Source organism: Halomonas aquatica (assembly GCF_040196335.1).
GTDB classification, from domain to species: Bacteria; Pseudomonadota; Gammaproteobacteria; order Pseudomonadales; family Halomonadaceae; genus Halomonas; species Halomonas aquatica.
In genome coordinates, this window is record NZ_JBEGCJ010000005.1 from 131023 (window position 1) to 153245 (window position 22223).

At 59.0% G+C, this 22223-nt stretch carries 17 protein-coding genes; 8 read left to right on the plus strand and 9 right to left on the minus strand.

Annotated elements, in window-relative coordinates:
* Positions 1-25 precede the first annotated feature (25 nt).
* Positions 26-2755, plus strand: a complete 2730-nt coding sequence (locus ABE960_RS11835) for a cation-translocating P-type ATPase (protein WP_349762486.1) — start codon at positions 26-28, stop codon at positions 2753-2755.
* A gap of 100 nt (positions 2756-2855) precedes the next feature.
* On the opposite strand, the gene ABE960_RS11840 is transcribed toward ABE960_RS11835, so the two are convergent.
* The 8 genes from ABE960_RS11840 to ABE960_RS11875 all read right to left on the minus strand — a co-directional run bounded on the left by ABE960_RS11840 (position 2856) and on the right by ABE960_RS11875 (position 12748).
* Positions 2856-4175 carry a carboxypeptidase-like regulatory domain-containing protein gene (locus tag ABE960_RS11840; protein ID WP_349762487.1) on the minus strand — a complete coding sequence of 440 codons (1320 nt, stop codon included), beginning with the start codon at positions 4173-4175 and terminating at the stop codon, positions 2856-2858.
* 217 nt (positions 4176-4392) lie between these two features.
* On the minus strand, positions 4393-5013 hold the full coding sequence (locus ABE960_RS11845) for a GDSL-type esterase/lipase family protein (protein ID WP_349762488.1): 621 nt from the start codon (positions 5011-5013) through the stop codon (positions 4393-4395).
* Between the two features lie 207 nt (positions 5014-5220).
* A complete protein-coding gene (locus ABE960_RS11850) occupies positions 5221-5847 on the minus strand; it encodes a hypothetical protein (RefSeq protein WP_349762489.1) in 627 nt (208 codons plus the stop codon).
* A gap of 94 nt (positions 5848-5941) precedes the next feature.
* Entirely contained in the window at positions 5942-8350 is a 2409-nt protein-coding gene (hsdR, locus tag ABE960_RS11855; RefSeq protein WP_349762490.1) for an EcoAI/FtnUII family type I restriction enzme subunit R, read from the minus strand.
* Positions 8351-8468: 118 nt separating this feature from the next.
* Positions 8469-9476: a virulence RhuM family protein/type II toxin-antitoxin system death-on-curing family toxin gene (locus ABE960_RS11860; protein ID WP_349762491.1), complete on the minus strand. Its 1008-nt coding sequence runs from the start codon at positions 9474-9476 to the stop codon at positions 8469-8471.
* Positions 9473-10723 (minus strand): restriction endonuclease subunit S, encoded by a 1251-nt coding sequence (locus ABE960_RS11865; protein WP_349762492.1) that lies wholly within the window; start codon positions 10721-10723, stop codon positions 9473-9475. Before ABE960_RS11865 ends, ABE960_RS11860 begins: the two co-directional genes overlap by 4 nt.
* Positions 10720-12192 carry a class I SAM-dependent DNA methyltransferase gene (locus tag ABE960_RS11870; RefSeq protein WP_349762493.1) on the minus strand — a complete coding sequence of 491 codons (1473 nt, stop codon included), beginning with the start codon at positions 12190-12192 and terminating at the stop codon, positions 10720-10722. The genes ABE960_RS11865 and ABE960_RS11870 overlap by 4 nt, the downstream gene beginning before the upstream one ends.
* 214 nt (positions 12193-12406) lie before the next feature.
* Positions 12407-12748 (minus strand): YbjQ family protein, encoded by a 342-nt coding sequence (locus tag ABE960_RS11875; protein WP_349762494.1) that lies wholly within the window; start codon positions 12746-12748, stop codon positions 12407-12409.
* 194 nt (positions 12749-12942) lie between these two features.
* Here ABE960_RS11875 and ABE960_RS11880 point away from each other — a divergent pair, with 194 nt between their 5' ends.
* From ABE960_RS11880 to ABE960_RS11905, 6 genes are all read left to right on the plus strand, one after another.
* Complete coding sequence (locus ABE960_RS11880; RefSeq protein WP_349762765.1) at positions 12943-13221, plus strand: peptidylprolyl isomerase; 279 nt, start codon at positions 12943-12945, stop codon at positions 13219-13221.
* Positions 13222-13351: 130 nt separating this feature from the next.
* Positions 13352-13558 (plus strand): DUF6494 family protein, encoded by a 207-nt coding sequence (locus ABE960_RS11885; protein WP_349762495.1) that lies wholly within the window; start codon positions 13352-13354, stop codon positions 13556-13558.
* Positions 13551-14489, plus strand: coding sequence for an ABC transporter ATP-binding protein (locus tag ABE960_RS11890; protein WP_349762496.1), 939 nt, complete (start codon positions 13551-13553; stop codon positions 14487-14489). The genes ABE960_RS11885 and ABE960_RS11890 overlap by 8 nt, the downstream gene beginning before the upstream one ends.
* A gap of 3 nt (positions 14490-14492) precedes the next feature.
* A complete protein-coding gene (locus ABE960_RS11895) occupies positions 14493-15263 on the plus strand; it encodes an ABC transporter permease (protein WP_432765368.1) in 771 nt (256 codons plus the stop codon).
* Between the two features lie 90 nt (positions 15264-15353).
* The gene (yejK, locus tag ABE960_RS11900; RefSeq protein ID WP_349762497.1) at positions 15354-16358 is read left to right on the plus strand and encodes a nucleoid-associated protein YejK; all 1005 of its coding nucleotides are present in this window, start codon (positions 15354-15356) and stop codon (positions 16356-16358) included.
* 510 nt (positions 16359-16868) lie between these two features.
* Entirely contained in the window at positions 16869-19136 is a 2268-nt protein-coding gene (locus ABE960_RS11905) for an EAL domain-containing protein (RefSeq protein ID WP_349762498.1), read from the plus strand.
* Positions 19137-19323: 187 nt separating this feature from the next.
* On the opposite strand, the gene trxC is transcribed toward ABE960_RS11905, so the two are convergent.
* Positions 19324-19761 carry a thioredoxin TrxC gene (gene trxC / locus ABE960_RS11910; protein WP_349762499.1) on the minus strand — a complete coding sequence of 146 codons (438 nt, stop codon included), beginning with the start codon at positions 19759-19761 and terminating at the stop codon, positions 19324-19326.
* 197 nt (positions 19762-19958) lie between these two features.
* On the opposite strand from trxC, the gene ABE960_RS11915 reads away from it, so the two are divergent.
* Positions 19959-22223: an EAL domain-containing protein gene (locus tag ABE960_RS11915; RefSeq protein ID WP_349762500.1), complete on the plus strand. Its 2265-nt coding sequence runs from the start codon at positions 19959-19961 to the stop codon at positions 22221-22223.

Here is a 22223-nt window from a genome sequence, read left to right on the forward strand (position 1 = left end):
TGACGCGGGAATTAGAGGCCGGACCATGACCAACCAAGAAAGCCATGACGCCGCTTCCGACGTTCAACCTTTCCAGTCACAGGCCCAGGGCCTCGAAAGCCCCGAGGCGGAACGCCGTCTCCGGGAGTACGGCCCCAACAAGCTGCCCGAAGCGCCACTTCCCGGGCTCGCTGCGATTTTTTTCCGGCAATTTCTAAGTCCCTTCATCTATATTCTGCTGATTGCCGCGTTGGTCTCTTATTTCCTGGGACAGCTATCTAATGCCGTCTTTATCATGGCCGTGTTGCTGCTCAACGCCATCATCGGCACTATCCAGGAGTATTCCGCCCAGCGCTCGGCGTCCGCCCTGCGCAACATGGTGCGCGGCGAGGCCCACGTGATCCGCGACGGCATCGCCCGGCGCATCGATGTCGAGGCACTGGTGCCAGGGGATCTGGTGCTGCTCTCCTCCGGCGACAAGGTGCCGGCGGATATCCGCCTGGAGACCAGCCAAAGCCTGAGCATCAACGAGTCGATGCTGACCGGCGAATCCCTGGCCGTGACGAAGAACGCCCAGGCTGAGGTTCCGCATGAGGCGCCGCTGGCGGAACGGTCCAATCAGTGCTTTGCCGGCACGACGGTGACTCACGGCCGTGGCCAGGGGGTGGTCACCACCACCGGCCTCGATACCGAACTGGGCCATATTGCCCATGCAGTGAACGACACCGAGTCGTCTGAGGCACCGTTGATAATTCGTATTCGCCGGTTTACCTACCAGATGGCCGGCGCCATCGCTGTTGCGCTCCTGCTGCTTGTCGGCTTGATGTTCGTGCGCGGGGGTTACGGCACCGAAGGCATGATGCTTATGGCCATCGGCCTGGCGGTGTCCACGATTCCCGAGGGCCTGCCCGCAGCGCTGACGGTGGCCCTCGCCATCGGCATGCGGCGCATGGCCCAGCATTCGGTGATTATCCGCAGGCTGGTGGCGGTAGAGGCTCTGGGCTCCTGCACCTTTATCTGTTCCGACAAGACGGGGACCCTGACCGTCAACGACCTTACCATCCGACATGCCGTCCTGGCCGACGGCTCCACCTACAACATCACTGGCGAGGGGGTGGCCCCGGGTGGCGAGGTTATCGGGGAAGACCCCTCCCGGCTCGAGGACATGTGCATTACCGGCCTGCTGGCCAACGAGAGTTACCTGGATTATTCCGGCGGCGAATGGGTCTCGGACGGGGATATCGTGGATGTCGCCTTCCTGGTGCTGGCAAAAAAACTGGGGCTTTCGCTAAGCGATATCCGGGAACGGCGGGCCCGGCTGGATCTGATTCCCTATGAATCCGAACGCGCCTTCAGCGGCAGCCTCAATAAAGGCGACGAACACGAGCATTATGTCCTGCACGTGAAAGGCAGTCCCGAAAAATTGCTGAACATGTGCAGCCATATGAGCATGCCGGATGGAGATGTCCCCCTCCGCAGGGCCGCCATCGAGGCCCAGTTCGAAGACCTGGCAACCCGGGGCTATCGCATGATTGCCCTGGCGCGGTATCACACGGATGACGAGGCGGCCATCGAGCATCTGGGGCAAATGACCTTCCTGGGCATGGTCGCCATGATCGACCCGGTTCGCCCGGAGGCCAAAGAGGCTGTGCAGCGCTGTCGCCAGGGCGGCATCCAGGTGGCGATGATCACCGGGGACCACCCCGCCACGTCCCGAGCCATCGCGCTGGAGTTGGGCCTGTGCCGGGAGGAGGATCCGGTGGTGACCGGCGCCATGATTCGCGAGGCCACGACTAAAGGCGTCAAGGCCCTGGATGACCTGATCCGTCCCACCCGCGTATTTGCCCGAATCGAGCCCACCCAGAAGGAACAGATCGTCGACAGACTGATCCGCAAGGGCCATTTCGTGGCGGTCACCGGTGACGGCGTCAACGACACCCCGGCCATGCGCCGCGCCAATGCCGGAATCGCCATGGGCAAACGGGGCACCGATGTGGCCAAGGAAACTGCCGACCTGATCATTACCGATGACAATTTCGCCTCGATAGTCGACGGTATCGAACAGGGCCGGATTGTCTACAACAATATCCGCAAGGTCATCGCCCTGCTCACAGCCACGGGGTTTTCCGCACTCTTGCTGTTTTTTCTGACCGTTTTTGCCGGCCTACCCATGCCCATGATCGCGGTTCAGTTGTTGTGGCTGAATCTGGTGGCCAACGGCTTCCAGGACGTGGCCCTGGCCTTTGAGCCCGGAGAGGGCGGCGAATTGGACCAGCATCCCAGGAATCCTCACGAGCCGATATTCGAGAAGCATATTATCCAGCACGTGTTGGTCACCGGCACGACCATGGGTGTGCTGGCCTTTGCCACCTATGCCTACCTCATGCACACAGGCAGCGATGTGGGGGATGCCCGCAACCTGACTCTGATGCTGATGGTACTGTTCGGCAATATCCATGCACTCAGCAGCCGCTCCGAGACCCGTTCACTCTTCCAGATCCGCTTCTTTTCCAACCCCTTCCTGGTGCTGGCCGTGCCCCTCGCCCAGCTGGTCCACATCGCCGCGATGTACACGCCCGGCATCAGCGATATCCTGGCGATCAAGCCCATCAGTCTCGAGCAATGGTCGATACTGCTGGTAGTGGCACTGCTGCTCTTTGCTGTCGAGGAGTTGCACAAGCTCTGGTTGCGTCGACAGCAAGGCCTGGCACCAGCGGGAAAGACATCGACAGCCTCCAACCGCCGGCAATCCGATCAGCCCGGCGACGAAAACTGATAGTTCAAGACATGCCCTTCATTACGGCCAGCGCTAGTTGCCAAGCGAGCACATGACATCGAATGGGCGGGACAATATTTCTCCGCCACTTCGCCCTGACTCAGGACGAGGGTAGACAGCCGGTGGGGCCAGCGTCAGCGGCCAGCTCACGCAGGCGAACCTCGAGATCATGGCGCCGGTAGTCGGTATCGAAGGCCATCACCTCGACGACGGCATCATCGCGCCGGCCGACCAGCAGTGGCGCGGAGTGGTAAACGAACCGCTCGCCATCCACCGTCATCTGCAGGCGCGGCAATCCCTCCTCATCGTACTCCAGGCGCAGCGAATCGAAGCGCCATGTCAGCGGTGCGTCGTCGGCACAGCTCGCCAGATCCAGCGCAACACCCGGGGCAAGCTCGAAGCGCTGCCGCTCCAGTTCCCTGCCCTCCGCATCGGTCACCACCAGCCGGTAGGCGCGCGGCCCCGCATAGGGCGCGCCCTCATCGGGCAGGGTCGCCAGCAGCGCGGCGCGGACGGGCTCAACCGGAAACAGCGGAGGCTGATACGGCAGTTCACGCCCCGGCTCGGGACGATAGACGAAGCGCAACGAGAGCAGCCGCTCGCTGCTGACATCGAGGCCCGGCACACTGCCAGACATCGACATCACCTCTCGCGGCTCCCAGGCCAGCTTGGCGTAGCGCCCCTGGGGGGTGCGCAGGAAGAGCGTACCGGGAGTGTCGTCAAGCGTCAGCCTCGTCGCCGAGGGTGGCGCGTGCGAGGCATCCAGGTAGCGTAGAAGGTAACCCCGGCTGGGGGTAGCGATGCCCTGGGCCTCGGCCGGCACGAAGTGAAGCCCTCCCCCATCGGCGACCGCCAGGGTGACCTCGAAGGGCTCACGCCGAAACTCGAGGGGGTAGAGATCGACTCGCGCCAGATCATGATGCGGGCCATGGTCAATGAACGACCAGCCGAAAGGCTCGCCGGCCTCGTCCCAGCCCAGATAGGCGGTACCGCCGGGCAGGCGCTCGTCGCGGTTGGCCACGGTCTGCAGGGTCAACACCGCACCCGGCGCCGCATGGCCGATATCCAGGGTCTGATAGCCCTGCGCCTCGGCCTTGAGCCTGCCGCCGCCCGTGCCGACCAGCCACACCGGCCCCGGCAAGGGCACACGAAAGCGCCCGTCCGCGTCGGTCATCGCAGTAGCCGAATAGCGCTTGTCCCAGATCAGCTGGCCGTCGTGATCGCTCAGGCCCCAGCCCTGACGGTGCGCGGTGATGGTGGCACCGACCATCGGCGCATCGCTGCCATACTCGACCAGTTGGCCCGTGACAGCAGACGGCGACAGCCACCAAAGCGCCAGCCACACCAGCAGCGCCAGGGTGCCAAGGGTGGCGAGCAGCAACCCGGCAAGACGGCGGAAAGGTTCGGGAACGCCGCTCATGGCGCGTCATGTCTCACGAATGCACGCAGCATAGCAACATGGTGCTGCCATCAAGACCATGGGGAACCATGGTCCAGGATTGTCCCGGCATCTGCTGTACTATATTTTTTATATATCATCATCCCGCAACAACGACTCGGTAAAAGCTGCTTTTTAGCGTAGCGAAGAAACAATGGTGGTTTACGTCATCCCGAAAGAATGCACTTTCAAGCGTTCTTCATGGCAGGGCACCATTATTCTTCATCAACGCATGAATTGACTCCGCCATCTCTTGATATCCCGCCTCATTAAAGTGAATCTGATCGGATTTCAAGGATGGGTTGCGTAGCAAATCAACGATCAGAGATCCGTCATACACCAGATCAAAATCCTCGGCGAGCTCCTCATAAAATGGCGCAGAACTGGAAAACAAGCTCTTCTTCGGAACACCAACCAGTACTACCGGGATACCTCGACTTTCCGCCATCTCGATCATCATCCTCAGATTCTTCTTGATCGAAGAGTGACTTTTATTTCGAAGGATATCATTACCACCCTCAATCAGAATCACCAAATCAGGGGAAGACCGCTCAAGCTCCACTGGAAATCGTTCCAGACCTTTATCGGTTGTTTCACCGGAAACACCGGCATTGATCACATTCAACCCCGTGAGATCGGCGAGCACGGCAGGATAACTTCTTGACCTGGTCGTACCAACGCCTTCCGTCAGGCTATCACCGAAGGCCAGAATCGTCCCACCCCTTGCGATAGGATCCAATTTTGGGTCGTTGCAACCGTTCAATAAAACTGTAACGACAAGAACGGCGAGGAATTTAAAAACTCTATTTAAATGAAACATTATACTCATTTCCAAACCCTGATGTTTTAAACATCAACCCCTCAATGACAGACGCTTTCGCATTGTCGGCGTCAATGGGAACCGCTAGCCAAAGAGTTGTTTCTTCAGCCTCGATGCTGGCGACACGTCGTGGGGATACCATGGCGGTCACTCCAGTTTTCTTGACGCCCAGCTTAACAGGCTCGCCATGGAGCTTCGGCATAATGCCTAGGGTACGCCCGCACCAGCCAACACGACCCGAGGCATGAACCCCTGTTCAAAGGCCAGCACCACCGACCGCGGCGTCAGAACGTCCACGGTTTCTCTCGTAAACGAAGGCTCAGCCTGCTGATACCCTTCAAAAGACCACCGCCAGAAAGTCCCTTTCCAGACGAGATAGGCCAGGCCCCCATGCTCGAAGAGAGAACCATCGGGCAACGCGTCCACTGGACTCTGCCAAGTGACCTTCTGCCGCCGATGGATCCGTTCTCGGTGCAGATGCCGATCCATGTCGGGCATGCGCACTTGATCAGAGGCCTCCTGCCGGTTGGCCAGTGCCCAATAGTGCTTGAATTCGAGCGCCCTGTGACGCTGGCATTCCATGCAGGGGCGATGTCCCGCAGCCAGTGCCGTGGCCTCGTCAGGGAAGAAGAGCTCGGTGTAACGCCCGGGCGCCATCAACTGGCGACGCTTACCCTTGAAATCCAGCACGCAGATGACCCAATTCTGGTGGGCATGGGTCTTCCTGACGTTTTGATCATCATCATGAAGGATCCCACGGTTGCCCATCAGGGTGCCCCGCGCGGGTGACGCCAGTATCTGTCCCCAGGGATCGACACGGTTCTGCAACGCCATTATCCGCTCCTTGCCCCGGTACTATATGACTTGAAGAAATGGTCCCGGTGATACTGCAGGAAATTACGGTGTTGATTCGCGATTCTTCCTGACTTCAAGCCTCGGCAGGCTCATACAGCCTCGCCTGAAAGCCGATGAAGACCTCGCGGATGTTCTCTACACTGCCGAGTTCGGCGATGGCATCCGTCGGGGTCTGGTACTTGAGTTCGATCAGCCGGGGCAGCTTGTCCTGGGCGAGTTCGCCGACGCCGTCCTGGATGTAGTGGCCCAGCACGAAACCGAGGAATTCGCGCTGGCGGTAGTCGTAGTCGGACAAGAGCCGGTTGCGGTGCATGGCCACGCGCTCCTCGCGGCTGAGCGGTGGCAACGCGAAGGCGATGTAGGCCAGCACGTCGAAGAGGTCGCTATGCTCGGCATCGACCATGCGGCCAATCTCCTTGAGCTGCTGGGTGCCATAGCCCTTCTCGGCCAGGGTATCGAGCAGTGCCTGGCGGGTGTCCGGTCGGCTCCAGAGCCGCCGCAACTCGTCCTCGTCATGGAAGAGTGCCGGTAGTTCACCGAATAACTCACGGATGAAGTCGGCGGCGGACATCGGCTTGCCATCCGGGCTCCAGAAGGTGGTGGCGCTCATGTGCTGGAGCTGGCGGAACTTGCCCGGCGCCAGTTCGACTTCGACGACCTGCTTCCCTCCGCCGCACTGGCAGGGGGTTTCCCCGCAGACCGGGCACGGCTCCGGCGGCTCCTTCTCGCAGGTACAGGGGCGGTTGCCGCACTCTTCGCAGGGCTCAGGCGGGCTGACCACGCAGGCGCAGGGGCTCTCGCCGCAGCGGCTGCAGGGCTCGGGCGCTAAAGGCTCGCCGTCCCACTCCGGGTCGTTGAAGTGTTCGTAGGCGCGGACGAAATCGAGGATGGTGAAGTAGTCCTTTCCGTCGAACAGGCGCGTGCCACGGCCGATGATCTGCTTGAACTCGATCATCGAGTTGACCGGGCGCATCAGCACAATATTGCGGATGTTGCGGGCGTCCACCCCAGTTGAGAGCTTCTGCGAGGTAGTGAGCAGAGTCGGGATGGTCTTCTCGTTGTCCTGGAAGAGACGCAGGAAGCGCTCGCCCTCGGCGCCGTCGTCGGCCGTCACCCTCACGCAGTAGTTGGGCTCCGGGCTCGTCTTGAGCTGGTTGATCAGATCGCGAACGGCCAGGGCGTGGGCCTGGTTGGCACAGAACACCAGCGTCTTCTCGCGCTGGTCGATCATCTCCATGAACACCTGCACCCGGTACTGTTCGCGCTCCTTGATCCTGATGATCTGATTGAAGTCGGGTTCGGCATAGCGCCTGCCCTCTTCCACCTCGCCCTGGATCACCTTGTCGTCGGGTGTGTAGACGTAGTCGTCCAGGGTGGTGGCGATCTGGCGGACCTTGAAGGGCGTCAGGAAGCCGTCGTTGATGCCCTCCTTCAGCGAGTAGACGTAGGCCGGCTCGCCGAAGTAGGCGTAGGTGTCGGTATTGGTGGTGCGCTTGGGCGTGGCGGTCAGGCCCAGTTGCACCGCCGGGGCGAAGTACTCGAGGATGGCCCGCCAGCTGCTCTCGTCGTTGGCGCCACCACGGTGGCATTCGTCGATGATGATCAGATCGAAGAAGTCCGGCGGGTACTCGCCGAAGCTGGGCGCCGGGTTGCCCTGCTCGTCGCGGCCGGTCATGAAGGTCTGGAAGATGGTGAAGAAGAGGTTGCCGTTCTTGGGTACCCGGCCGTGCTTGCGGATCGCGTCCGGCGCGATGCGCACCAGGGCATCCTCGGGAAAGGCGGAAAAGCTGTTGTAGGCCTGATCGGCGAGGATGTTGCGGTCGGCCAGGAAGAGGATGCGCGGCCGGCGACGGGTGGCCTCGTCGCCCTGCCAGGCCGCCAGGTTCCAGCGGCTGTGGAACAGTTTCCAGGCAAGCTGGAAGGCGATGGCCGTCTTGCCGGTGCCGGTGGCCAGCGTGAGCAGTACGCGACGGCGGCCGGCAGCGATGGCCTCCAGCGCCTGGTTGATGGCGTTGTGCTGGTAGTAGCGCGCCTGCCACTGGCCGCTGTTGTCGTGGAAGGGTACCTCGCCGAATCGCTCGCGCCAGGCGTTCGGCTCGGGAAATGTCTCGGCCCAGAGTTCATCCGGCGTGGGATAGCCGGCTACCGGCCCTTCCTCGCCGGTGTGCATGTCGACCCGGTAGAGGCCCAGCCCGTTGGTGGCATAGGCGAAGCGGGCCTGCAGCCGCTCGGCGTAGCGCTTGGCCTGTGCCAGGCCCTCGGTGACGGGAAGATCGCGCTTCTTGGCCTCGATCACCGCCAGCTTCTGGCCCTGGTAAAAGAGCACGTAGTCGGCGATGTCGCCGCGGGTGCGCTGGCCCGCGCCCTGCAACCGCCCCAGGGTGATCACCTCGCGCCGCACCCGGCTGCCCGCCGCCACGCCCCAGCCGGCTTCCTTGAGGGCGGGGTCGATCAGCTCGGCGCGGGTATCGGCCTCGTTCATCGGTCAATCCTTGTCCGGTCGGTGCGCGATCAGGAGCCTTCAGGCTCCGTAACACTTCACAACATATGAGTTTCTGCTGAGCAAAGCCAGTTTAGGCCCTTCGGAATCAGCCGGTCCTTCAGGCGTCTCCCGGGCTTGCCAGCATGTTCATGATCAGCCGGACCATGGTCTCCTTGTTGGCAGGATCGGACTCGGCGATCAGCAGCGTCAGGGCGGCGAGCCCCACGTCATTCACCACCACCTCGCCGTGAGCATTGAGCAGGCGATCGTTGCGGTAGAGGAAGTCCACGAAGAGGTAGGCCGCGCTGCGCTTGTTGCCGTCGGCGAAGGGGTGGTTCTTGACCACGAAGTACAGCAGGTGCGCCGCCTTGGACTCCACCGAGGGGTAGGCCGGTTCGCCGAAGACCGTCTGGTCGAGGTTGCCGAGCAGCGCATCGAGGCCGTCGCCGCGCTCCAGGGCGAACAGGTCGGTGGCCTCGCCCTTGGCGATCAACTCGGACTTTAGCGAAGCCAGCGCCGTGCGTGCCTCCTCCAGCGTCGGCAGTCGGCCGCCGGCCTGGGCATGGGGCTCGGTGAGCAGGCCCTCGTCGTAGCGCTGCAGCAGCAGGAAGGTCTGGGCGTAGCGGGTGACGATATCGACGAGGCCACGGCCGCTGGCCGCATCCAGCGCCGGGCTGCCGGCCGTCTTGCGCACCAGCGCCATGGCGGCCTCCAGCTCGCGGGCGTTCTCCTCGAAGCGCTGGCGGTTCAGGGTCCAGCCTTGTGTCAGGTGCTCACGCAGTACACGGGTGGCCCACTGACGGAACTGCACGGCGCGTCGAGAGTTGATGCGATAGCCCACCGAAATAATGGCATCGAGGTTGTAATGCTGAAGCTTTCGGCGCACCTGACGCTTACCTTCCGTTCGAACTACTAAGAAATCCTTAGCAGTTGCCGGTTCTTCCAACTCCTTGTCCGCATAGATATTTTTCAGGTGCATCAGGACATTCTCGGGCGTCGAATCGAAGACGTCGCCCATCTGCCGCTGTGTCAGCCAGACGGTATTCCGCTCGGCATCCAACCGCACCTCGACCGCCTGGCCGACCTCCTGGTAGATGACGATGGGGGCCTGGCTCTCGTTACTCATGCCGTTGCCTCCTCCACCGCCGACTCGGCGCGCTCGACCGTCAGCTCGCCGGAGAAGGCCTTGTGAAGCAGGGACTGCTTGAGTTCGGCAAGGGCGGTGAGTTTCTGCTGGTAGATAGCCTCAAGTTTCTGGGTCCTTGCACTCATTTCATCCAGCCGCCGGCATATCGTCTTCTGGGTATCAAGACTTGGAAATGCCAAGCGAATATCCTTAAGTGATTTATAGTATATAGCCGACACATTCGTGGTGCCGCTCTTCATGCTTTCCAACTGCTTTTTCACTTTTGGAGAATAAAAAAGATAGGCAGCGAAGTTGGGGTAAATCTCCCCCACAAACCTGATCCTCATAATATTGTTATTAAACAAAACCGGCTCTTCTTTGTCGATGTCATACAGACAGCTTTTCCCGACGAGCTCATAACTATTTCGGGTATTAAATAGCAGATCATCTTTTTTAAGCCGATATTTTTCAACCTCTGGCTTATCGGCCTCAACGCGAACTATATTTTTACCGTCAAAACGATTGTAAGGCGTGATGTTATCCATTTTAACGTAACCATGCTCTAAGTTTTCTCCTTGCTCCTTTCGGTTTCTGACAAGCCCAATTTGTGTTGAAGATACTATCTCTTCCAGTCTCATTTCAACCCATCCCTCACCCCGCTGGCTGAACACCGAATTCAGATAACTGTCGAACAATTCTCGGGCGTTTGCGAGGTTATTTTCGGTATTGGCAACGACAGTATCAATTTCCTCGAAGGCGTCATCAAGGATGGTGACGATGCGTTTTTGTTCAGGGAGGGGTGGGATGAATAACTCTTGACCCTTAACATCGCCATCACTAACTGCCGGATAGGCAGCGCCCCGCTGCAAAGCAGCCATCGCATAAAAAAATTCTGGGGCAAACAAGCTATAGAAAAGAAACTTTGACAGTATTTCAGGCTTAGGTCTTAATACAAAATATCCAGTGCTACATACAGCACCATCCAGCGAATTAGGAATTTCCGCAATACGCTGCAATGTTGGACGAATGGTTGCAAATATAACATCACCAGCTTTAACCAGTCGACGAGCTCGACTGGGTGCATCAGAGCCCTTGACTAAGGTTGTCGCATCTATTTTGCATGCACTACGTGAAACGGAAGAAACATCGATATAGGTAAAGTTCTTACCTGGTTCCTTCCTCGGATCAATGGTTGTCAGCGGCTCAACGAGATCAGCAACCTTTTTGCGCTTCCACTGCTCTCTCATAACATCCCCCGAATGCCTTCCAGGATCTCCTCGGCCTCGCGGTCCAGCGTCTCGATCTCGTTGATGATCACCTCCGGGTCCCGCAGCGGAGCTTCCTCGGCCCTGTTGGGATTCTTCACCGAGAGATCGAAGGTGTCGCGGTCCAGATCATCGACGCTGACCTTCCAGGAGTTGTCGGAGTCGGCGAAGCTGGCCTGCAGAGCAACGAACTCGGCGAGATCATCGTCGTTGAGGGGATTGGTCTTGCCCAGGCTGCGGCCGGGGTCGAGCTGGTAGTACCAGATGTCGCGGGTGGGGGCGCCCTTCTCGAAGAACAGCACCACCGTCTTCACGCCGGCGCCGAGGAAGGTGCCGCCGGGGCAGTCGAGGATGGTGTGCAGGTTGCAGCCCTCCAGCAGTTCCTGGCGCAGCGCCTTCGAGGCGTTGTCGGCATTCGACAGGAAGGTGTTCTTGATCACCACCGCGGCGCGACCGCCGGCCTTCAGCCGCTTGATGAAGTGCTGCAGGAAGAGAAAGGCCGTCTCGCCGGTCTTGATCGGGAAGTTCTGCTGGACCTCCTTGCGCTCCTTGCCGCCGAAGGGCGGGTTGGCGAGGATCACGTCGAAGCGGTCCTTCTCCTGCAGGTCGGCGAGGTTCTCGGTCAGGGTGTTGGTGTGCACCAGGTTGGGCGCCTCGATGCCATGCAGGATCATGTTCATGATGCCGATGACATAGGGCAGGCTCTTCTTCTCCTTGCCGGAGAAGGTGCGGTTCTGCAGGGTGTCGAGCTGCTTGGTGGTGAGCTTTCGCGGTTCGTCGCTGCCGAAGCCGTAGCGCAGGTAGTCGTGGGCCTCGCAGAGAAAGCCCGCCGAGCCGGCAGCGCCGTCGTAGAGGCGCTCGCCGATCCTGGGATCGATCACCTGGATCATCGCGCGGATCAGCGGACGGGGCGTGTAGTACTCGCCGCCGTTGCGCCCGGCGTTGCCCATGTTCCTGATCTTGGCTTCATAGAGGTGCGAGAGCTCGTGCTTCTCGGCCTGGGAGCGGAACTGCAGGCTGTCCACCAGTTCCAGGGCATCGCGCAGGCTGTAGCCGCTCTGGAACTTGTTGCGCACCTCGCCGAAGATCTCGCCGATCTTGTACTCGATGGTATCGGGGCCGCTGGCGCGCTCGCGAAAGCCCTGCAGGTAGGGGAAGAGCTCGCGATTGACGAAGTCGAGCAGGTCATCGCCGGTCAGGGCGCTGTCATGGTCCAGGGTGCCGTCGCGCTTGCGGGGCGCCGCCCAGTTCGACCATTGATAGGCTGTGTCGATGATGAAGTCGAAGGGCTTGCCGGAAAGGCTGGCGTTGACGGCCCGGCGCTGCTCGAGGTCATCCAGGTACTTGAGAAACAGCAGCCAGGAGGTCTGTTCGGTGTAGTCCAGCTCGGTGGCGCAGCCGGCCTCTTTCCACAGCACATCGTCGATGTTCTTGAAGGTCTGCTCGAACATGGGAGGTCGCGGGTCCTTGCGATGAGAAATCGTGGGAATAATGCTACGCCGGGGTGCCCCGGGGCGCCAATAGGCGGTTGATGAGAGCATCGCGCTGCCAGCAGCGCTCCTACGAAGACCTGTTGGGTGCCAAGGGCGAGTGCGGAGACGAAGCCAAGAATCGCGCTGCCAGCAGCGCTCCCACGAAGACCTGTTGGGTGCCAGATGTGGCGGTTCAGGCCTTGGCGACCTTCACCGCCGTGCCGGTCGCGACCAGGAACAGCATCGACTTGCCGCCACCAGAGATCTCGCTGTAGTCGAGGTCGATGCCGATGACGGCGTTGGCTCCCATGTCACTGGCCTCTCGACGCAGCTCATCCAGGCACGCCACCCTGGCTTCGCGCAGGGCATCCTGGGACGACTTGTTGCGCCCGCCGAAGAAGTCACGGAAACCGGCGAACATGTCCTTGAGGATGTTCATGCCAAACACGCACTCGGCCGAGACGATATCGATATGCTCGGTCACGCGGTAGCCCTCGAGGTGGGACGAGGTGGTCAGAATGACTCGTTCGGACATGGGACGCTCTGCGTTGATGATTGATGCTTCCGGGTGGGCGCTCACTGTCCTGACCGTCACCCCTGCTGCCGTCAGCATGTCACCAAAGGTAAGCGCGAACCAGTTCGCGGGGGCGGGACATCAATGAGGGGTGGCGTGATATGCTCGCCGGATCAACCACCGGCACCCATGCCGAACCGAAGGAGAAGAGCATCATGGCCAAGGCAAGCGCACGTCATATTCTGGTCGACAGCGAAGCGAAGTGTAACGAACTCAAGGCCGAGATCGAGGGCGGTCGCGACTTCGCCGAGGTGGCTCGCGAGAACTCCAGCTGCCCCTCCAGCCGCCAGGGCGGCGACCTGGGCAGCTTCGGCCCGGGCCAGATGGTGCCGGAGTTCGACAAGGTGGTGTTCTCCGCCGAGGTGGGGACGGTCCAGGGCCCTGTGAAGACCCAGTTCGGCTACCACCTGCTGGAAGTCACCGAACGCAGCTGAGCGCCAGCCTCGCGCCGATAGACGCCGTGCATGGCTGCCATGCACGGCTTTTCCTTGTACAGCCCCTGTATCATGCAGCCAGTCGCGCTAGGATGTAAGGCGCCATGGATGATGCAAGGAGTAGCAGCGCATGAACGAAGAGAGCTTCAATCACAGCATCCGCAGGCTGCTGAAGAATGTCGGCGTGAACACCCAGCAGGAGATCGAGAAGGCCGTGCAGCAGGCGCTGGCCGATGGTCGCCTGCAGGGCGACGAGACGCTGCCGGCAAGCGTGAAGGTCGAGGTGGCGGGCCTGGAGCTGGACCTCGAGTTCACGGGAGACATCACCCTTGAGTGACGCGCCGATCATCCGTGTCGAGGAGCTATCGAAGACCTTTTCCGATGGCTTCAAGGCGCTGGTGGATGTCGACCTCGAGATCCATCGGGGCGAGATCTTCGCCCTGCTCGGCCCCAATGGCGCGGGCAAGACGACCCTGATCAGCGTGATCTGCGGGCTGGTCAATGCGAGCGAGGGCCGGGTAATGGTGGACGGCCACGACAACGTCCGCGATTACCGCGCCGCCCGGGCGCTGATCGGCCTGGTGCCCCAGGAGCTGACCAACGAGGCCTTCACCACGGTGTGGGACACGGTCAGCTTCAGCCGCGGGCTGTTCGGCAAGCCCAAGAATCCGGGGCACATCGAGAAGGTTCTGCGCTCGCTGACCCTGTGGGAGAAGCGCAACAACCGGCTGCTGGAACTCTCCGGCGGCATGAAGCGCCGCGTGCTGATCGCCAAGGCGCTGTCTCACGAGCCCCAGGTGCTCTTCCTCGATGAGCCCACCGCCGGGGTGGACGTGGAGCTGCGCCGTGAGATGTGGGAAGTGGTTCGCGGTCTGCGCGACCAGGGGGTGACGATCATCCTCACCACCCACTACATCGAGGAGGCCGAGGAAATGGCCGACCGCATCGGCGTGATCCGCCGCGGGGAGCTGGTGCTGGTGGAGGACAAGCGCGCCCTGATGCGCAAGCTCGGCAACAAGGAGCTGACCCTGCACCTGCAGCAGCCCCTGGAGGCGGTGCCGGAATCCCTGTCGGGCCACGGCCTGGCACTCGCCAACGAGGGCCATGCGCTGGTCTACAGCTACGATGCGGCCAGCCAGGAGGGCGGCTCGACCATCTCCGGACTGCTGGCGGACGTGGAGGCGGTGGGGCTGAAGGTCAAGGATCTGAATACCCGCCAGAGTTCGCTGGAGGACATCTTCGTCAGCCTGGTCCAGGAGCGTCGCTGAAACATGAAGAGCTTGAACCTGCAGTCCGTGAAGACCCTCTATCTCGCCGAGATGGCCCGCAGCCTGCGCACCATCCTGCAGAGCATGGTGTCACCGGTGATCTCCACCTCGCTGTACTTCGTGGTATTCGGGGCGGCCATCGGCACCCGGATCAGCGAAGTGAACGGGGTGAGTTACGGCGCCTTCATCGTGCCGGGCCTGATCATGCTGATGCTGCTGACCCAAAGCGTCTCCAACGCCTCCTTCGGCATCTTCTTCCCGCGCTTCTCGGGCTCGATCTACGAGATCCTCTCGGCGCCAATGTCCTATGTCGAGGTGATGGTGGGCTATGTGGGGGCGGCGGCGACCAAGTCGCTGATCCTCGGTGCCATCGTGCTGCTCACGGCGCGGCTGTTCGTGCCCTACTCCATCGATCATCCGCTGATGATGGGAGTATTCCTGGTGCTCACGGCGGTGACCTTCAGCCTGCTCGGCTTCATCATCGGCATCTGGGCCGACGGCTTCGAGAAGCTGCAGCTGGTCCCGCTGCTGGTGATCACTCCGCTGACCTTCCTTGGCGGCACCTTCTACTCCATCGACATGCTTCCGCGCTTCTGGCAGTTGGTGACACTGGCCAACCCGGTGGTCTACCTCGTGAGCGGCTTCCGCTGGAGCTTCTATGGCATCAGCGATGTTAGCCCGCTGGTCAGCCTGCTGGTGATCCTGCTGTTCCTCGGGGTGGCGCTCGCCGTGGTGGGCTGGATCTTCAGGAGCGGCTATCGGCTCAAGCCCTGATCCGAGGCGGGAGCTGAGGATGGGCCGGCTATCGAGTGACGCCCGCGGCGGGTATCATCCCCATCCTCGTCCCTTCACCGCGGAGCTCCCATGCCGATCCTGCACAGCATCATCCACCGCATCGACACGGCCTCCGGTGAGACCCCGACGCTGGTTCCCGCCACGCAGGAACTGGCTCCCTCCCCGGCCCTGGACGACCTGCTGGCCGGCTTCAACGACGCCTTCAATGCCAAGCCCAAGGCCTGGGGCCACTTCGTCGAATCGACGCCCGACGGTGAGTTGAGCTCGCCTTTCGCCAGTGAACTGGTCGACTACCTCGACGAGAGCCGTGACTTCGCCACCTTCACCCGCGACGTGGCCCGGCGCATCGCCGAGCTGATCGGTGACCACCTTTCACTCTCCGGCGACCTGCTGATGCTCGACCATCGCGTCGGGGATACCCGCTACCTGAGCCTGGCGCTGCTGCATCACCGGGAGGGGTTCGGCGTCGACGGTGCGCTTTCCATCGTGCCGGTACGCCAGTTGAACCTGGCGCAGATGACCTTGGCGGCACGCTTCAACCTCAGCCATTGGCGCAGTGACTCGCCCTCCAGGCAGTACCTGTCCTGGACCCGTGACCGCGGAGGGAAGAAGCTCGCCGAGGGCTTCGCCTCCCTGCTCGGCGCCGAGGAAGGCGTGGACGCCAGCGGCGAGACACGCACCCTGCTCAAGGCCTTCAGCGACTTCGTGGAAAAGGAGGACCTGCCGGAAGAGGCCAGCCGCGAGAAGACCGAGGCACTGATCGACTACGCCAGCGACCAGGCCCGCCGCGGCGAACCGATGACCATTGAGGCGCTATCGGAGGTGCTCGACGAGCAGCAGCCGAAGGCCTTCTATGATCATATCCGCAATGCCGACTACGGCCTCTCCCCGGAGATCCCCCCGGACAAGCGCACCCTCAACCGGTTCCGACGCTTCACAGGCCGCTCGGGCGGGGTGTCGATCAGCTTCGACTCCCACCTGCTCGGCTCCAGCGTGGAGTATGACGAGGATCGGGACCGCCTGATCATCAAGCAGGTGCCCGGGCAGTTGCGAGAACAGATCAAGAAAAGATAACAAGCTATTGATATTAGGGCATTTATCATCATATACATAAGTATTATCGCATAAGCATTGGTGTTGAATTGGCATTGTCTTCACAGCTCCAATCCTCGTTTTCGCCACCTGCCAGAACAGAGTGAAATAGTCCCTGTTGCATTGATGATGCGAATTTGCTAAACAATGCGTACCCATGCAGAGCATCCGGATAACAATGTTCAACGTATATCCTTTAGTCGTAGTAAAAGGGTCAAGCCTCCTCTTCATCTCTGCTGTCTATTCTGTGTTAATTGAATAACCGCAGCACTCTGATTCACTAGGTAGAGGCAGGGTTTAGTGTTAGAAAGGAAGCTGAGCATCCTGAAACATGCGAGTCGAGTGGTTAAAAAATACTCAGGAAGAAAGACAGGAAAGATTACGGCCTTACCCCACGGATTCAAGATATAGAGGGCTTTTTTATGACAATTCATCAGCTCTAACTGGCTAGCCTCACGAAATGGGCCAGAAAAAGTTCAATGGCGAAAATTCATGACTCATATGACAGACGACCTAATTTTCTCTGTAACACTCTTGTTGTCGCTTAGTTTATTATATGGCCTAATTGTTCATTACTTTTACGCAAGCATTGTAACCAAGCAAGTATTGACAGGTGCCTTGTTTGGCGGAATTTGTGTTTTGGGTATGGTTTCGCCAATTGAGCTCGCCAACGGCGTTATTATCGACCCTCGGTCCGTAGTCCTGAGCATCGCAGGTCTGTTCGGTGGCCCCATCGGAGCAGTTATTGCGGCCTCCATTGGGGGGGGTTATCGATTAGTTCTCGGTGGAGACGGTGTATATGTAGGATTAAGTATTGTCATAGTATCGACCTTCCTGGGATTGGCTTACCGGCACTGTGTTAAAAAAGACTGGTTGAAAATCAATGTATTACAACTATTTCTGTTCGGATCATTAGTTCAGCTTAGCCTACTCTTGTTAGCAACCCAGTTACCAGAAACCGCTTACAAGCAACTAATGCAGAGCATTGCGATTCCACGATTTTTTATCTTTACAATAGCAATAACATTATTAGGCTTGCTATTGAAGAATATCGAAAACCTCAAAATAACAGAACTTTCATACAAGGAGATTTCATCTAGACTGTCGCACCATCTGCACAACACACCTTTAGCTGCTATAACATGGGACAGAAACTTCAATGTTATGCAATGGAATAAAACGGCCGAAGATATTTTTGGATATACTGCAGATGAAGCCATAGGAAAACATGCTAAAGACCTAATATTGGAAACTGGTTCAAAATCAGAGCATGATGTTAATCAGGTTTTTATTGCGTTATGGGAACAACAAGGTGGAGAGCGCAGCAGTAACGAAAACGTCACCAAAGATGGCAGAAAAATTAGTTGCGAATGGTATAATACATCCATTCTGGATGAAGAAGGAAAACTGATTGCGGTTGCTTCTCTCTGTGAGGATGTTACTTCTCGAAAAAAATCAGAGCAGATTATCTGGGAGCAGGCACACTACGATTCGCTCACAGGACTCGCTAATCGTAAAATGGCTGATGAACATCTTGAGCAAAAGATTAAAGTAGCCGATCGCTCGAATACGAGTGTTGCTTTCTTCTTTCTCGATCTTGACAGATTCAAGGATATCAATGACGCACGTGGTCACGATATTGGTGACAAACTTTTAATTCAGGTAGCGAAGCGCCTACGCAGTCATCTACGAGAAATCGATACCATTGCGCGATTTGGAGGAGATGAATTTGTCATCATTATTGGTGGGATCGATAGCACAGATCAAGTTGATCTGATTGCAAATGATTTAGTTAAAAAAATGGCAGAGCCGTTAAATCTTGGAAAAGAATTAGCCTATATTTCAGCCAGTGTCGGTATTACACTTTACCCACAAGATGCCTCGGATCCAATTGCATTGCTGAGAAATGCAGATCAAGCAATGTACGCAGCCAAGAATAGTGGCGGTGATAGATTCCAATATTTTACGCCATCGATGCAGAAAAGCGCAGTATCTAGAATGGCCTTGATTAATGATTTGCGCACTGCCTTGGCTGAAAATCAGTTCAAACTGTATTACCAACCCATCGTGAATCTGATGAGTGGCGCCATTCATAAATCTGAAGCACTCATACGGTGGCAGCATCCTGAAAGAGGTTTGATCGGGCCAATCGAGTTTATTCCGATTGCGGAAGAGACGAAGTTGATAGTGGATATCGGTGACTGGGTGTTTCATGAGGCCAGTCGGCAGGCGGTTCGCTGGCGCTCCTCCTTCCAGCCGAACTTTCAGATTAGTATCAACACTTCGCCCGTACAATATAAAAGTGATAATTTCAATGCAAGAGATTGGCTCGAACATCTGCATGTGATGAAGTTACCGGGAGATGCTATTACGGTTGAAATCACAGAAGGGACATTGATGGAATCAAGAGCCAGTATCGACCAGGTATTATTCGATTTTAGAGATGCCAATATTCAGGTATCAATCGATGATTTTGGCACAGGGTATTCATCACTATCTTCCCTGAAAAAGCTCGATATTGACTATATAAAAATCGACAAGTCATTTGTAGACGGCATAGCGCCAAATTCTAATGATTTGGCTTTATGTGAGGCCGTTATCGTCATGGCGCACAAGCTTGATCTGAAAGTAATCGCGGAAGGCATAGAAACTGAAAATCAAAAAAGGTTGTTGATAGCCGCTGGCTGTGACTTTGGGCAAGGCTACCTATTTTCCAAGCCGTTGCCCGCCATGGAATTTGAAAAATTATTAAATATCTAGCCTGTGGTTCTCACCCTTCTATCACGGAGACGGGTCGTCGTCATCGAGCGGCAGCGGATTGATCGAAACACTATTTTCTGCAGCAAATCTTGGTAGATCTAATACACCGACTGATCACGTTCGCTCCTCGGCCGATAGCACTCTAGTTTTCGAGCGGTGCCCATATGACGTCGACACCACCCGGCCCTTAGGCCAGGTAAGGCTGGAGCCACTGCCGCAGCTCCGGCCCCTGCAGAAGACCCGGCTGGCGAGCGACCTCCGCGCCGTTCCTGAAGACGATCAGGGTGGGAATGCTGCGGATGCCGAAACGCGCCGCCAGGGCCTGCTCACTCTCAGTGTTCAGGTTGGCGAAACGCAGACGCGGCTCGAGCTCCCGGGCGGCGTCTGCGAAGATCGGCGCCATCATCTTGCAGGGCCCGCACCAGCTGGCCCAGAAATCCACCACTACCGGCAGGTCGCTCCGCTCCACCATGGCGTGAAAATTGGCGCTAGTGAGTGGCACCGGCTCTCCGGTGAAGAGGCGTTGCTTGCATTTGCCGCAGACCGGGCCATCCTCGAGACGCGCACGGCTGACGCGGTTGAAGGCGCTGCAATGGGGACAATCGAGAATCATGGCATCTGACACGAGGACGCTTCCTGTAGCGGAGTATATGGTTTGAATATGGCCTTGCTTGAGAGCGGCTTCAAGGAAGTGTACCGACGCTTGCTGACATGCGCGTACTTCTTAAAGATGAGACGATGATCCCGTCGCTCAAGGCGGCATGCAGGGATGACGAACAACGTTGCCTCTCTCCTTGAGCAACCAAGGGATGGAACCAGATGATGCCTGAACTCGATGATATCCACGCCAAGATCCATCGGCTCAGTCGACTCTATCTGACCCTCAGCCGCTGCAACGGCGCCGTGCTCGAAGCGACCAGCGAATCCGATCTGCTGGCCGCGGCCTGCCAGATCGCCGTGGAAGCGGGCGAACTGGCCTTGGCATGGGTGGCAATGATCGATCCTCAGACCGGCACCGTCAGGGTAGCCGAACACTTCGGTCGGGGGGTGGAGTGTCTGGAAGGCATGCAAGTCTCGCTGGATGCCGAGGATCCCAGAGGCCGCGGCCCGACGGGAACGGCTCTTCGCGAGGGGCATCCGGTCTGGTGTGACGACATCATGCAAGACCCGCAGACCGCACAGTGGCATGCCATCGGCAAAGGCTTCGGCTGGAGCGCCTCCGCTGCCCTGCCTCTTACCAACAGCGAAGGCCGCGTCATCGGCGCCCTCAACCTCTACCTGACCCAGCAGAACCCCTTCGACGAGGAGACACGGGAGCTGCTCGGCAAGATCGCCACCGTGATCAGTTACGGGCTCGGCAGGTTCACCCAGGAAGCCGCCAGACAGCAAGCCGAGGATCTCCTTCGTGAAAGCGAGGATAGATACAGGAAGCTCGTCGAGAACTCCCATGATGCGATCCTGCTGACCGCCCCCGACGGGCGAATCCTCTCTGCCAACCACGCCGCCTGCCGGATCTTCAGATGTGCCGAGAGTGACATTCAGCGCCTGGGACGCAACGGCCTGGTGGATACCAATGACCCGAGGCTGGCGGCTGCCATAGAAGAGCGAAAGCGAACCGGCAGTTTCAGCGGTGAATTGACCATGGTGCGATACAATGGGGAGCACTTCACGGCCGAGCTCTCCACGTCGGTATTCGAGACACACAACGGTGAACTGCGCACCAGCATGCTCATCCGTGACATCTCCGAGCGCAAGCGCAATGAAGCACGGCTGGCCTATCTCGCCCAGCATGATGCCCTGACCGAGCTGCCGAACCGCCTGTTGCTGGGCGATCGACTCGAACAGGCCATCGCCCAGGCCAAGCGTCTGGGCAAGTCGCTGGCACTGATGTTTCTGGATCTCGACCGTTTCAAGCAGGTCAATGACCTCATGGGGCACGATCTCGGTGACCAGGTGCTGCGCGAGGCGGCACAGCGCCTGAAGGCCTGCGTTCGGGCCTCCGATACCCTGAGCCGTCAGGGTGGAGATGAGTTCCTCATCTTGCTGCCGGATATCGCCTCACCCGAAGAGGCCATACCGGTGGCCCGTAAATTGCTGGAGACCCTGGCCAAGCCCTTCTCCCCGGGCGACGAAGAGATGGTATTGAGCGGCAGCATCGGCATCGCCTGCTACCCGGAGGATGGCAGGGATACCGATGCCCTGATACGCAATGCCGATGCGGCCATGTACGTGGCCAAGGACCTGGGGCGTAATCGCTATCAGTTCTACTCCCCGGAGATGAACGAACGACTGCAGCAGCACCTGTCGCTGGAGGCCGACTTGCGCCGTGCCATCGAGGGCAACCAGCTGTTTCTGGCCTATCAGCCTCAGTTCGATTTCACTCAACGTAGGGTCATCGGCCTGGAGGCCCTGGCACGCTGGCAGCACCCGACCCTGGGACTGGTTCTGCCCGAACAGTTCATCCCCATGGCCGAGGAAAACGGGTTGATCGAGCCGATCGGCGCCTGGGTCCTCGAGACCGCCTGCCGCCAGCAGGCCGCCTGGGTGGCCGAGGGCCTCACCGATGGCAGCATGTCGGTGAACGTGTCCCTGCAACAGTTGCGCCAGCCGGATTTCATCGAGCTGGTAACCGACACCTTATCCAGAAGCGGCCTCCCGGCGCGGCATCTCGAACTCGAATTGACCGAGAGCGTCGTCATGCAAGAGCTAGACCGGGTGATGCAGACACTGGAAACCCTACCCTCATCCGCTGTCAGACTGTCCATCGACGACTTCGGCACCGGCTACTCAAACCTGAGTCATCTCAAGAAGCTCCCCATCCATCGTCTGAAGATCGATCACTCCCTTATCCGGGGTCTGCCTCTCGACCAGGAAAATGCCGCCATCGCGGGTGCCATCATCAGCATGAGCAAGCGCCTGGGATTCGAGGTACTGGCCGAGGGGGTCGAGACCCAGGAGCAGGCCAGCTACCTGCATTCCCTGGAATGCGATGCCGGCCAGGGCTATCTCTTCGCCGGGCCGATGTCGGCACAGGACTGCACCGACTTCCTGCGTGACCAGGCCGGAGCAAGACCTGTGCCTTCCTGA

Excerpts from the sequence above, each read along its gene's own strand:
- ABE960_RS11865 (WP_349762492.1), bottom strand. The coding sequence starts at position 10,723 with ATGAGAGAGCAGTGGAAGCGCAAAAAGGTTGCTGATCTCGTTGAGCCG.
- ABE960_RS11905 (WP_349762498.1), top strand. The coding sequence starts at position 16,869 with ATGACTCATATGACAGACGACCTAATTTTCTCTGTAACACTCTTGTTG.
- ABE960_RS11845 (WP_349762488.1), bottom strand. The coding sequence starts at position 5,013 with ATGTTTCATTTAAATAGAGTTTTTAAATTCCTCGCCGTTCTTGTCGTT.
- ABE960_RS11880 (WP_349762765.1), top strand. The coding sequence starts at position 12,943 with ATGGCCAAGGCAAGCGCACGTCATATTCTGGTCGACAGCGAAGCGAAG.
- ABE960_RS11835 (WP_349762486.1), top strand. The coding sequence starts at position 26 with ATGACCAACCAAGAAAGCCATGACGCCGCTTCCGACGTTCAACCTTTC.
- ABE960_RS11870 (WP_349762493.1), bottom strand. The coding sequence starts at position 12,192 with ATGTTCGAGCAGACCTTCAAGAACATCGACGATGTGCTGTGGAAAGAG.
- ABE960_RS11840 (WP_349762487.1), bottom strand. The coding sequence starts at position 4,175 with ATGAGCGGCGTTCCCGAACCTTTCCGCCGTCTTGCCGGGTTGCTGCTC.
- ABE960_RS11875 (WP_349762494.1), bottom strand. The coding sequence starts at position 12,748 with ATGTCCGAACGAGTCATTCTGACCACCTCGTCCCACCTCGAGGGCTAC.
- ABE960_RS11885 (WP_349762495.1), top strand. The coding sequence starts at position 13,352 with ATGAACGAAGAGAGCTTCAATCACAGCATCCGCAGGCTGCTGAAGAAT.
- ABE960_RS11860 (WP_349762491.1), bottom strand. The coding sequence starts at position 9,476 with ATGAGTAACGAGAGCCAGGCCCCCATCGTCATCTACCAGGAGGTCGGC.
- yejK (WP_349762497.1), top strand. The coding sequence starts at position 15,354 with ATGCCGATCCTGCACAGCATCATCCACCGCATCGACACGGCCTCCGGT.
- ABE960_RS11895 (WP_432765368.1), top strand. The coding sequence starts at position 14,493 with ATGAAGAGCTTGAACCTGCAGTCCGTGAAGACCCTCTATCTCGCCGAG.
- hsdR (WP_349762490.1), bottom strand. The coding sequence starts at position 8,350 with ATGAACGAGGCCGATACCCGCGCCGAGCTGATCGACCCCGCCCTCAAG.
- ABE960_RS11915 (WP_349762500.1), top strand. The coding sequence starts at position 19,959 with ATGCCTGAACTCGATGATATCCACGCCAAGATCCATCGGCTCAGTCGA.
- ABE960_RS11850 (WP_349762489.1), bottom strand. The coding sequence starts at position 5,847 with ATGGCGTTGCAGAACCGTGTCGATCCCTGGGGACAGATACTGGCGTCA.